The organism is Allocatelliglobosispora scoriae, from assembly GCF_014204945.1.
Classification (GTDB): Bacteria; Actinomycetota; Actinomycetes; order Mycobacteriales; family Micromonosporaceae; genus Allocatelliglobosispora; species Allocatelliglobosispora scoriae.
In genome coordinates, this window is record NZ_JACHMN010000002.1 from 4010595 (window position 1) to 4022966 (window position 12372).

Consider the following 12372-nt stretch of genomic DNA (forward strand, 5'->3'; position numbering starts at 1 on the left):
CCCCGCACCGTCGGCCTCAGCCATGGCGGGTGATATCGCTCACCGAGATGGGATGGAACGGGGGTGTGTCGGAATTATGAACGGTGTGCCCAGCGTTGTCAGCCACGTGACCGCCCCCCGACTTGTCGATCTGCCGCGCCGGATAGCTACGCTATCCGTGCATACGTCCCCTTTGCATCAGCCGGGCACGGGTGACGCCGGCGGCATGAACGTCTATATCGTCGAGGTGTCGAAGCGGCTCGCGGAGGCCGGCGTCGAGGTCGACATCTTCACCCGGGCGACCTCGAGTGCCGTGCCGTCCTGCGTCGAGCTCGCCCCGGGCGTCACCGTCCGGCACGTGAGCGCGGGCCCGTTCGAAGGGCTCGCCAAGGAGGACCTGCCCGCCCAGCTCTGCGCCTTCACCCACGGCGTGATGCGGGCCGAGGCGTCCCGGCCGCCGGGCTTCTATGACCTGCTGCACTCGCACTACTGGCTCTCCGGCCAGGTCGGCTGGCTCGCCAAGCAGCGCTGGGGCGTGCCGCTGGTGCACACCGCGCACACCCTCGCCAAGGTCAAGAACCTCCAGCTCGCCTCCGGCGACCGCCGCGAGCCGATGGCGAGGGTCATCGGCGAGGAGCAGGTCGTCGCCGAGGCGGACCGCCTCATCGCCAACACGCCGACCGAGGCCCGCGAGCTGATCGACCTCTACGACGCCCCGCTCGACCGGGTCAGCGTCGTCGAGCCGGGCGTCGATCTCGACCGCTTCCGCCCGACGATGTCCAGGCTCGACGCGCGCCGCCGCCTGGGCCTGCCCGAGCGCGGGCACATCGTCACCTTCGTCGGGCGCATCCAGCCGCTCAAGGCCCCGGACGTGCTGATCAGCGCGCTCGCCGAACTGGTCGACCGCGACCCCGAGGTCGCCGCGCAGACCACCGTCGTCATCGTCGGCGGACCCAGCGGCAGCGGCCTCGATCGGCCGACCTCGCTGATCGAGCTCGCCGAGTCGCTCGGCGTCGCCGCGTCCGTCCGCTTCCTGCCGCCGCAGGCCGGTGACGATCTCGTCGCGGTCTTCCGCGCCTCCGACCTGGTCGCTGTGCCCTCTCACAACGAGTCCTTCGGCCTCGTCGCGCTCGAAGCCCAGGCCGCCGGTACGCCGGTGGTCGCCGCAGCCGTCGGCGGCCTCGTCACCGCCGTGCGCGACGGCATCAGCGGTGTCCTCGTCGAGGGCCACGCGCCGCAGGAGTGGGCGAGGATGCTGCACCGCCTGCTGCGCAGCCCGGCCACTCTGGAGGAGCTCGCCGAGGGTGCCGTCGAGCACGCGAAGCAGTTTTCGTGGGCTCGCACGGCGAACGGGCTCCTCGACGTCTACCGTGAGGCAATGACCGAACATCGCGTCCACCGCACCCGTCAGCTCGCGCTCACGGCCACCTGGTGAGCCTGCGCGAGGAGGTCTCGCGGCTGATCGAGGAGCACTGCGCGGAGCTCGACCTCGATCGCACCGGCGAGACGTCGTTCGTCGTCGTGCTGCCCGGTGCGCACAAGCTCAAGACCACGGTCAACCTGGTCGTGGGCGAGCACGCGCTGCGCGTCGAGGCGTTCGTGATGCGCCATCCCGACGAGCGCCACGAGGATGTCTGGGCGTGGTTGCTGCGGCGCAACGCCCGCCTCTACGGCGTCGCCTTCTCCATCGACACGGCCGGCGACATCTACCTGACGGGTCGCGTACCCCTGCATGCGGTGACCCCCGACGAGCTGGACCGGCTGCTCGGGTCGGTGCTCACCTATGCCGACGAGTCCTTCGACGCGCTGCTGGAGCTCGGTTTCGCCGAGGCGATCCGGCGCGAGTGGGCGTGGCGGATCAGCCGCGGCGAGCCGACCGACAACCTCCGGGCCTTCACCCACCTCATCGAGTGAGTCACTTGCAGGTGTAAGAGACCTTTCCGGTCGCCTCGTGCACCGTGGGGGAGATGATCCGCAGGGTCGCGGTCGCGGTGGGCTGCGCGGTGCCCTTGCCGGAGAAAGTCCACTGCAGGTGGACCTTGACCTCCGCCTGGCCCTCCTCGACGCTCTGCTCCAGCGGGTCGAGGACCTGCGGTGCGGCCTTGCCGTCGAACTTGACCCACTGATATTTGAAGCTGCCACCGGCGCTGTTGGTCTTGACGACCCCGACGACGTCGACGAGCCCGCTGCAGGGCGCTGCGGTGGCGTCCGCGACCCCGACCGAGTTGATCACGATCGGGTTGGGTGCGAACCGGTCCCAGAGGACGATGCCGACGACCACGATGACGGCGAGCGTGAGCATCGCGCTGAAGACGGCGCTGAGCGTCTTGAGGATGCCGCGTCTGCGCTTGACCGGCGGCGCCGGCGGGGTCCACTGCGGCACCGACGGCGGCTGGGACGGCACGCCCTTGCCGAAGCGCAGCTCCGGTGCGGGCTGCGGCGGCGGCTGGCGCTGGCCGAGCCGGGTCGCCTCGGCGTTCGGGGCACCGGGTGCGGGCGGCGCGGAGTACTGCGGCGCTGCGGCGAACTGCGGCGGCTGCGGTGCGGTCGCCGGGATGGCGGGCATCGGCGCGGTGGCCGGCGTCGTCGCAGCCTGCGGTGGTGCGGCCTGCGGTGGTGCGGAGACCGGGGTGTGCGCACCCCACGGGTCGGCGGCCGGCGGGTGCGCGGGCGCGGCGGGTGCAGCGGGCGCGGACTGGTCCGGGGCGGGCAGCAGCGTGGTCGACTCCGAGAGCGGCGCCTCGGCGACCTTGGGCGCAGCGGCAGCGGCCGCGGTCACCGCCGGAGCGGCGGCCGTCAGCAGGGCCGTGAGCGTGGCGCGATCACCGAAGCCGGGCACATCGGTCGCGGTCGCCGCGAGCACGCGCAGCGCCGTCTCCAGCCCCGCGGCGGAGGCGGCCGCCACCGTGTCTAGCGTGGCGTTGCCGGGAACGAGCTGCTTGATGAGCGCGGCCCAGGCGGTGATGTCTTCCTTCGGGTCGACCGTCCGGTCGGCGAGCGCCGCGGCGAGGCCGACCTCGTTGAGCTGGGCGGCACCCGCCGCGCTGATGATCACCGTCGAGGAGTCGAGCGCGCCGTGCACGATGTTGGCGGCGTGCAGCTGGCGCAGCGTCTGACCCGTGTCGGCGGCGATCGTCGCGGCGGCGGCCGGCGTCAACCGGCCCGCCAGCGTGGCGAGCGACGGGGACGCGGGCGAGGCGGTGACGAGCCACGCCTTGCCCTGGTGCGAGACGAGGTCGGCGATGCGCAGGACGCCGGGCAGGTTGAGCGTACGGACGCGGTTGACGAGTGCCACCACGCGCGCCATCGTGGGCTGGTCGGTGGCGGGCAGCGCGAGTGCGCCGACCTTCCGACCGTCGGTTGTGGACGACGTGCCCCACGCACCTACGCTCATCGTGCGCTCCTCCCCCTGTCGCCTAGATCGGCGTCACCATACCGGCCACGCTGTGGCGGTGGTAGGGGCCGAACGTGTCGGCGATCGGTCAGCGGCCGCCGGTCGATGCGAGCATATATAGATGCCCACCCCGCCGTTGACCCCCCGCGAGCTGGCGGTCGCACCCTTCCGTGGCAGCGACGCGATCGCCCGGGGCTTGCTCACGCGCGGGATGCTGCGGAGTTCTGCCTGGCGGCGGCTCTACCGTGATGTCTATGTCCACGAGGAGATCGCGATTGATCATCGAGTGAGCTGCGAGGCGGCCGCGCTCCTCCTGCCGCCCGGTGCGGCGGTGGCGGGTCTCAGCGCCGCGCATGTGTGGGGCGTCACCCCGCTGCCCGTCGGCGATGTCACGGTGATCGTCCCGCGCGGTCAGAACATGAGGGTCCAACCCGGCATCGAGGTACGCCGTGGCGCCCTCCCGCCCTCCGACATCGTGTCCCCGCTGGGCTTTCCCGTCACGTCGGCCCTGCGGACAGCGTTCGACCTGGCCAGGGAACTGCCGCCCACGGAGGCGGTGATCGTGCTCGACACCTTCCTCAAGAAGCAGCGGATCAACCAGGCCCGCCTCGCCGACTACCTGGATGCTCGACCATCCTGGCCCGGGGTGAAGGCCGCCCGAACCGCGTTGTTCCGAGCTGATCCGCTGTCGGAGTCGCCGATGGAGACCCGCACCCGGCTGCTGATCGCCGACTCGGACCTGCCGATGCCGTTCTCCCAGTACAAGGTCTACAGCGGCAAGCGCTTCATCGCGAGGGTCGACTTCGCCTACCCGGACTGCCTGCTGGCGCTGGAGTACGAGGGCGACCACCACCGGCACCGCGACGTCTTCCGCTCGGACATCGAGCGGCTGAACCGCATGCGCCTGCTCGGCTGGACGGTCCTCCGCTTCACCGCCGACGACATTCTCCGCTATCCGGACAACCTGATCACCCAGATCCGAGCCGCACTGCGCCGACGACGCATCTAGGGCCACGTCATGGCTGTCTCACCGACTTCGAGACAGCCATGACGTGACCCTAGATGACGTGGGCGGTGGGTCAGCCGATGACGATGCAGCTGTACGGGTACGGGCTGACCTTTGCCGTGAAGACCCTGACGTTGTCGACCGTGATCCAGGCGGAGACGAGGACGTGTGCCTGGTTGGCGCAGGCCTTGCCGAAGTCCTGGACCTGGTGGGCGCTGTCGATCCACTGCACGCTGCCGCCCTCCTCGGTGAGGTTGAACGGCACGTTCCAGCTGCCGCTGGGGGTCCGGCCGACCGGCTTCACACCGTCCGCCGAGGGGTAGTAGCGCACGTGCAGGATCCCGCTGCCCTTGCCCTGGTAGCGGCCGTTGGCGATCCAGACGAGCCCGGCACACCGCCCGGCGCCGCAGGTGTAGCTCGTGTAGTCGACGTTGACGTTCAGCAGCGTGAAGGTCGGCTTCGGCGACGGTGAGAGCGACGGTGAGGGCTTCGGGGACTTGCTGGGCTTCGGCGACTTCGACGCGGAGGGCGACGGCGACGGGGACTCCGACGGCGAGGGCGACGGGGAGAGCGACTCCTCCGGAGTGGGCGACAGCGACTCCGGGATGACCGGCGACGGCGAGGTGACGACGGCGATCGGCACGGTCGGTCCGCTGAACGCCGTGTAGCCGACCGCCGCGGTGATCGCCAGGATGAGCGTCGTGCCGCCCGCGATCAGGGCCTTCTTCAGCGTCGACATGCCGGTGCCGACGCCGCTGGAGGCGACCGCGGTGCCGCCCATCTGGGAGAGCACGAGCGGGAAGAGCAGCGCGAGCAGCAGGGCGCGGCGCGCGAGCTTCTTGCGGCCGTCCTCCTCCCACTCGGGTCCGTAGGCCCCGCCGGCGATCGTCTCGAGCTCCTGCAGGAACGTGGTCGCGTCCTTCGGGCGGTGCGCCGGGTTCTTCGCCATGCCCCGGCGGATCAGGCCGCGCAGCGCCTCGGGGGCGGCGTCGACCGGGATCGGCGCCTCCTCGTGCTGGCGGCGCAGGGCGGCGAGGTCGCCGGGGGCCGAGAAGGGGGGCTTGCCGACGAGGCACTCGTAGAAGGTCGCGGTCGCGGCGTAGATGTCGGTCTGCGGGGTCGCCGTGCCACCGGCCCACTGCTCCGGGGCCATGTAGCTGGGCGTACCGGCCAGAACGCCCTGGCGGCCGGCGCGGACCGCGATGCCGAAGTCGGCGAGTTTGCTCTGCCCCTGCCCGTCGACGAGGACATTTTCCGGCTTGTAGTCGCGGTGCACGACGCCGTAGGCGTGCGTGGCGGCGAGGCCGAGTAACGATCCTTTGAGGACGAGCAGTGCCGCCTCCGCCTCGGTGGGGCCCTGCTCGCGCAGCATCGCCCGCATGGAGACGCCGTCGACGAGCTCCATCACGATCGCGGCACCGCCGCCGCCCTCGACGTATTCGTAGAGCCGGGCGACGTAGGGGTTCTCGACCTCGGCGAGGATGCGCGCCTCGGCCCGGAACTCGCGGATGAAGTTGTGGTCACCGCGCAGGTTGTCGGCGAGGTATTTGATCGCCACCGGTACGCCGGTCTGGTCATGCGTTGCGAGTACGACCCGGCCGGACGCTCCGCGGCCCAGTTCCCGGATCTCGGTGTACCCCGGGACGATCCAGTTACTCATGCCGTCGCGCCTTCCTTGCTCTGCCGACCACTGCGTCGGAGGATGGTCCGTGTGACCCACTGCGAGATTGCGCGGTAGACGCGGAACCAGATGGGGAACATGATGATGCCGACCCCGAGGATAACGACGGGGATCGTGGTGCCGGGCGGCAGATGCTCCTTGGCGAGGTCACCGAGCCGGTTCTGCCAGGTGATCAGGGCGAAGGTCAGGAATGCGCCCATTCCGAGCACGGCGGCCATGCCGTAAGCGGCGAGTCCCCACTGCTTGAACCCGGGGCGGCGACCGGCCTTGAGGTCGGCCCAGACACCCTTGGTGAAGTAGGCCGAGGCCTCCTCGCGCAGGCGCGGCTGGTGCAGCGCGTCGGCGAGCGCCTGGTAGCCGTCGAGCGGCATCAGCGGGTTGAAGTTGTAGAGCGTGTTGATGTAGAGCCCGAAGGCGAGCTGGAAGGCGATGCCGGAGACCACCGGATTCGGCACGTACGCGGCGATCAGTGACGCGCTGCCGGCGACCGCGGCTGTCGAGAGTGGACCGGACAGCGCCACGACGATCCGCGACCACCGGGTGCCGAACCACATGTCGCTGGTGTCGACGAAGGCGAACGGCATGCCCATCATCAGCATGAACCCGCCCCGGGTCACCTTGCGGCCATAGGACTTCACCGCGAGCGCGTGCGCCGACTCGTGCACCGCGAGGGCGAAGAGGTAGCCGCCGAGCGCCGCCGCCACGCCCCAGATCCCGGCGCCGCCGGTGTTGAAGAGCCGCTGGTGGCCGAGGGCGTGGAAGAAGCCCCAGAGCCCGGCGAGGATGAGCACCCACAGCAGGAAGACGCCGGTCCCGGTGAAGAACCACCAGCCGAACGAGCGGTACATCCTGGTGAAGAGGCCGTCGAGGCCCTTGACCGAGAGCTCCATCCGGAGCAGCCACTTCAGCAGGGTGCGGCCGATCTTCTTGAGCAGCGGCGGCTTCTCCGGGTCGCGCTGGCCGTGCAGGCCCCGGACGAGTTCGAGCTGCGCGAAGGTGTGCAGCGTCTTCTCGATCCGCGGCAGCGCCAACTCGCCGTACTTCTCGGCGTAGAGGAAGAGCAGGTCGCGGATGGTGTTGACGCCGTCGAGGGCGTTCCACAGGAAGACGTCGCGGTCGTCGAGCTGGAGGTACTGGTCGGTGCGGGTGTTGCGCAGCACCCACTGCTCGACGTCGCGGGTCGTGGCCACCTGCTTGAGGGCCCATCCGGAACGGCGCTGCGGCCTCGCCGAGAGGGGTCCGCCGGCGGTCGCCGCCTCCTCGACGCGCTGGCTCGCGGCGAGCATCGTGTGCTCCGTACCCTTGATCATGGTCTTGGAACCGACCGCGGCGCTGCGCGGCTGCGCGAACCGGACCCCGATGTCTCCGATGTAGATCTCGGTCTCGTCGGGGAGCGTGGCGATGTCGCCGTGCAGGGTGCGTCCCGCGACCGTCGTGCCGTTGAAGGAGTTCAGGTCCTCGATGGCGAAACCGCCGGGTCCGCGCACGATGCGCGCGTGCCGGCGGCTCACGCTCGGATCGTCCAGGACCAGATCGTTGTCATTGGTACGCCCGATCGTGGTGACCGGCTTGACCAGCGGAAAGACCTGGTCGCCCCGCCGAAGCTCGGGTGCCGCGAAGCTGGCGACCTCAGCGCCCTTGCGCAACGTGCCGCAGGTCAGGCAGTAGGGGTAGTCCCGGCGCAGGTGCACGTGACAGGCGTGGCACAACATCTCCGGTGGCCTTTCGTGGCGGGTCTGGCGGTGCGGATGCTACTGCCTGGATCGGTGGCGGCCGATCGCCGATCAGGCAGTCTTGCCTGGCTGAATAGGGGGCTCCGGGGAGGCGACGGGGGAACACCTCCCCGGAGCGGCTGGGGGAATCAGTTGGATGGCTGGGAGATCAGGCCGGGGCCGATCCAAGAGGCTGCGTTGATGTTCATGCCGTCTCGCCTTCCTTCTTGTCCTTGTTGCTGAGCATGGCGCCGGCGACTCCGCCGGCGACGCCACCGGTGACCACACCGGCCGCGAGGCCGGCTGCGCCGATGATGATCTCCTGGGTGCCGATGCCGTCCGAGGCGTCCACGGGTGCGGGCGTCGGTAGGGGTGCCGGTGCCGGAGCACCGTCGGTCGGTGCGCCGTCCACGGTCAGGTCCGCGACCGGCGGGAGGGCCTCGACGATGTCGATCGGCGCCGGGTCGTCCGCGCCGCCACCTGTGCCGCCACCGCCACCGCCGCCACCGCCGCCGGATGCGGGCGGGGTCGGGGTCGGGTCGACGACCGGGGGAGCGGGGTCGACGACCGGCGGTGCCGGGTCGCTGCCGGGCAGCGGCGGGTCGCCGAGCGGGCCACCGGGGTCGAGCACGTCGCCGGGGCCGATGATGTCGCCCGGGTCGAATCCGCCCGGCGGGTCGAAGACGGGCGGGTCGAAGTCCGGGTCGAAGATGCCGTCGGGCAGGTGCAGCTTCGGGCCGTCGGGCGTCGGGTCCAGGTAGTTGGGGGTCCCGTCGCCGTCGTTGTCGCCGAAGTAGTCGCCGAGATCGGGCAGGCCGGGCAGTCCGGGGAAGCCGGGCACGTCCGGGAAGTCGGGCAGGTCCGGCGGGGCCGGGTCGCCGTCGGGCGTCGGGTCAAGGTAGTTGGGGATGCCGTCGCCGTCGTTGTCGCCGAGGAGGTTGCCCGGGAAGTCCGGGAAACCCGGGAAGTCGACCACGGGCGGCGGCGTCGGGTCGACGTCGGGGGTCGGGTCGATGACGTGCAGGCCGGGGATCTCGATCAGGCCGAGGTCGGGCAGCCCACCGGGGGGCGGCGGCGGGACCGGGTCGGTGTCCGGGAGCTCGTCGATGACGTGCAGGTCCGGGATCTCGTGCAGTACGCCGTCCGGCAGCGGCGGCAGTCCGCCGGGGGTCTCGTCGGGAAGATCCGGGAGCTCCGGGAAGTCGGGCAGCTCGTGGATCTCCTTCGGGATCGGGAGCAGGTCACCCGGCAGATCGTCACCGGGCGGCGGGGGCGGCGGCGGCAACGGCGGCGGGGAGTCGTCGCCGTGCGGGGTGAGGTCCGGCAGCGGGTGCACGATGTGGTGCACCTCCGGCGTCTCCAGCTGAACGAGGTCCGGGGTGGGGTGACCGCCGAGGTCCTGGATCAGCAGGCCGCTGAGGCCGGGGGTGATGCCGCTCTTGGAGAGGCGTGCGCCGAGTGCCTGCGGTCCGCTCGCAGCCGACGCGTCAGCGAGACCGCGCAGCTTGTCGGCCTCGTCCGGGGTCAGACCGAACTGCGCCGCCACCTCGTCCGGGTGGGAACGCGCGTACCTGGCGAACTCCGCATCCACTGCCATTCGCGCGATAACATCGCGGAACTGGGACATAGCTGGGGTCCTTTCTCTGAGTGCGTCTTGCGATGCACTCAAGGTAGGGCGGTTGCGGACTCCCGCCCATCGGGTCCAGTACTGAACTTTGTGCGGACTGACGGTCTCCGTACCGGTCTCCGTAGCACGTCTGGGATGCATGACGTGCGCGGACGACGTACCCTGCGGCCGGATGGGCTGGGGGGTGGAGATGGCGTTCGTGGGACGGACGGCAGAGCTGGCTGCGCTGGTCGCGCATGCCGAGGCGACGATCGCCGCTGGGCGGCTACGGGTCGTGCTGATCCTCGCCGCACCCGGCGCGGGCGCCAGCGGGCTCGTCGACGAGTTCCTCCGCCGTGCTGACACCCGGGTGGTTCGCGCGACGGCTCCTCGGCGTCCCGGCGGCCCGCCACTGCGTACCTGGCATCGATTCTTGGACGAACTGGGCGAGCCCGGCGAGCCCGCCGCCGAGGAGACGATCTGGGCCATGGAGCGGCGGCTCGTCGCGGCACTCGCCGGTGCCGTCGCGACGTCCGGGCCGCTCGTCGGCTTCCTCGACGACCTCCACCGCGCCGATGACGCCACCATGGGGCTGCTCGCCGAGCTCGCCGACCGCGCCCCGGCCGTCCCGGTGCTGCTCATCGCCGTCGTCCGACCCGATGACGACGCCGACCTGCCGACCGGGCCCGCCGTGCACCGGCTCTGGCTGCGCGGGCTCGACACCGACGAGGTCGCCGAACTCCTCACCGAGCTGGTCGGACACCCGATCCCGGCCCAGCTCGCGCACCAGCTCTGGCGCCGGACCGACGGCGCGCCGGCCGTGCTCTCCGCCATCGCCGGCCAGGTGCGCCCCGGTGACGACGGTCGGCGCCGGGTCACGCTGCGCTGGCCGGACGCGCTCGCCGCCGAGACCGCGGCGCGTCTCGCCGGGCTCTCGGTCGCCGCGCACCGGGCGCTCGGCATCGCCGCCGTCGTCGGCCGCGAATTCGACCTGTCGATCGTCGAGCCGGTGATCGGCGACGGCGCGCTGGTCGCCCTCGACGAGGCGGTGGAGGCGGGCCTGCTGCGGGTTCTCCCGGAGCAGGTCTTCGCCTTCACCACCGCTCTGACCAGGGAGATCTGTTACGACTCGCTCGGTCTCGCCACGGCCGCCGCGATCCATGAGGCGGTCGCCGACTCGCTGATCGGCCTCGGCGCCCGGGTCGGCGAACGCGCACCCACGGTCGGCGAGCTCACCCACCACCTGGTCCAGGCCACCGTCCTCGGCGGCGCCGAGCGGCTCGACCGCGCGATCGCCGCGGCGGTCGCGTCCGCGCAGGCGGCGGCGAGCGCCGAGGACTTCGAAGAAGCCATCGCCGGGTACGCCGTCGCGTGCGACCTCGCCGCCCGCGCCCAGTGGCAGCCGGGCCTGCTCGGGCGGCTCTACGTCGCGCTGGGCTCGGCACATCTCGCCCTCGCCGCCCGCTCCACCGGTGATGTCGTCGACACCTACCGAACGGCGGGCCGGGAGGCGCTGGCCGCGGCGGCGAGGCAGGCGCGGCACTCCGGCGACTCGATGCTGCTCGCGGCGGCGGCGCTGGGCTACGGTTCCCGCCCCGGCCGGGACGCGACCGCGGCACCACCCGATCCGGATCGCCGGTCGGCCCTGATGGAGGCGCTCGCCGCGCTCAACGGAGATGGCGGCGCCGACCTCTCCACCGTGGCCCGGCTGCGGGCCAGGCTCGCCATCGAACTCGCTCCCAGCGGCGAGGCGGTCCGGCTCGCCGCCGATGCCCTCTCGGCCGCCCGCGAGTGTGCCGATCCGCGAGCCATGGCGGAGGCGCTGCTCGCCTCGGGCGGGGTCGGGCTCGCCGAGCACCGGCAGGCGATTCGCGAGGCGGGCGTGCTCGGCGAGCGCGGACTGCTGGCCCGGGCACACCAGAGCGCGGCTGCGCTGCTTCTCGGTGTCGGGGAGGTCGCCGCCGCCGACCGCCAGCTCGCGGTCGTCGCCGGGCTCTCCGGTGTCGCCTGGTCGGCCGGGCTCGCCGCGGCACACCGCAGCCTGCTCGCGGGCCGGGTCGGCGAGGCCGCCGACCAGGCCGCCGGGGCCCGGGAGGCCGGTGCCTGGGCCGGGTCGGGCGCCGCTGACCTCGCCTACGCCGCTCAGCTCGCCGCGATCGCCCTGGTCGTGGGGGTGCCGGGGGAGGTGTCGGCGGCTCTGAGCCGGATCGCCGCACCGCAGCCGTGGTGGGTCTCGGCCGCAGCCGCCTGGACCGCGGCGGCCGAGGGGCAGTCCGAGCTCGCGTCCGCGCTGATGGACGAGGTGCTCGGCGCGCCCGAGGGGATCGATTCGTGGACCGCGCTGCTGCTCAGCGAGGCGGTGCTCCTCGTCGGCGAGCCCGGACCGGTGCCGGTGCTGCTCGCGGCGCTCGGCTCAGCAGAGTCGGGTGGCGCAGGAAGGGCGGGGGGCTCGGTCGATGCCAAGGCGTGGGTGGTGGTCGGCCCGGCTGTCGCCAGCGCCGGTCCGGTCGCGCTCGCGCAGGCGCGACTGCTGACCGCCTCGGGTGACCTGCCGGAGGCGGCTCGGCAGCTGGAGATCGCCGGTCGAGGGGTCGGCTCGACGCCGTGGCTGCCCTGGCTGCGGCTGGCCCGGGCCCGCTGGCTGCTCGCTCGCAACGCCTCGGGTGACGGCGAGGCCGCGGCGAAGGAGCTGAAGGCGGCTCGGGTCGGTGCGGCCGATCGAGGGCTGGTGGGGCTCGTCGCCCGGATCGACACGGTGGTGCCGTCGGAGACCGGGTCGCTGACGCGGCGGGAGCGGGACGTTCTGGAGCTCGCGGTCGCCGGAGCCTCGGCGAAGGAGATCGCGGAGCGACTGGTGATCGGCGAGAGAACGGTCGAAACCCACCTTGCGAACATCTATCGGAAATTCGGCGTCCGGAATCGAGTCGAGCTGATCACGCGGATTTCGGAAGGTTTGCCCAGCTCAGGGGGCACCTGACGATCCGTGTTGTCAGC

8 protein-coding genes are annotated in these 12372 nt (G+C 71.9%); 4 read left to right on the forward strand and 4 right to left on the reverse strand.

Going from position 1 to position 12372, the window contains the following annotated elements:
- Positions 1–76: 76 nt before the first annotated feature.
- Both mshA and F4553_RS23875 read left to right on the forward strand, forming a co-directional pair.
- Positions 77–1414, forward strand: a complete 1338-nt coding sequence (gene mshA, locus F4553_RS23870) for a D-inositol-3-phosphate glycosyltransferase (RefSeq protein WP_184839448.1) — start codon at positions 77–79, stop codon at positions 1412–1414.
- Positions 1411–1893: a type III secretion system chaperone family protein gene (locus F4553_RS23875; RefSeq protein ID WP_184839450.1), complete on the forward strand. Its 483-nt coding sequence runs from the start codon at positions 1411–1413 to the stop codon at positions 1891–1893. The genes mshA and F4553_RS23875 overlap by 4 nt, the downstream gene beginning before the upstream one ends.
- 1 nt (position 1894) lies before the next feature.
- Here the strand turns inward: F4553_RS23875 and F4553_RS23880 are convergent, their stop codons facing one another.
- Positions 1895–3373 (reverse strand): protein kinase family protein, encoded by a 1479-nt coding sequence (locus tag F4553_RS23880; protein WP_184839452.1) that lies wholly within the window; start codon positions 3371–3373, stop codon positions 1895–1897.
- Positions 3374–3494: 121 nt separating this feature from the next.
- Between F4553_RS23880 and F4553_RS23885 the strand changes: the two genes are divergently transcribed.
- Positions 3495–4382 carry a type IV toxin-antitoxin system AbiEi family antitoxin gene (locus tag F4553_RS23885; RefSeq protein ID WP_184839454.1) on the forward strand — a complete coding sequence of 296 codons (888 nt, stop codon included), beginning with the start codon at positions 3495–3497 and terminating at the stop codon, positions 4380–4382.
- A gap of 70 nt (positions 4383–4452) precedes the next feature.
- Here F4553_RS23885 and F4553_RS23890 read toward each other — a convergent pair whose 3' ends face one another.
- From F4553_RS23890 to F4553_RS23900, 3 genes are all read right to left on the reverse strand, one after another.
- Positions 4453–6039, reverse strand: coding sequence for a serine/threonine-protein kinase (locus tag F4553_RS23890; protein WP_184839456.1), 1587 nt, complete (start codon positions 6037–6039; stop codon positions 4453–4455).
- Positions 6036–7751, reverse strand: coding sequence for an FHA domain-containing protein (locus tag F4553_RS23895; protein WP_184839458.1), 1716 nt, complete (start codon positions 7749–7751; stop codon positions 6036–6038). Before F4553_RS23895 ends, F4553_RS23890 begins: the two co-directional genes overlap by 4 nt.
- A gap of 226 nt (positions 7752–7977) precedes the next feature.
- Positions 7978–9369 carry a hypothetical protein gene (locus F4553_RS23900; protein ID WP_184839460.1) on the reverse strand — a complete coding sequence of 464 codons (1392 nt, stop codon included), beginning with the start codon at positions 9367–9369 and terminating at the stop codon, positions 7978–7980.
- Positions 9370–9571: 202 nt separating this feature from the next.
- On the opposite strand from F4553_RS23900, the gene F4553_RS23905 reads away from it, so the two are divergent.
- Positions 9572–12355, forward strand: a complete 2784-nt coding sequence (locus F4553_RS23905; RefSeq protein ID WP_184839462.1) for a helix-turn-helix transcriptional regulator — start codon at positions 9572–9574, stop codon at positions 12353–12355.
- Positions 12356–12372 lie beyond the last annotated feature (17 nt).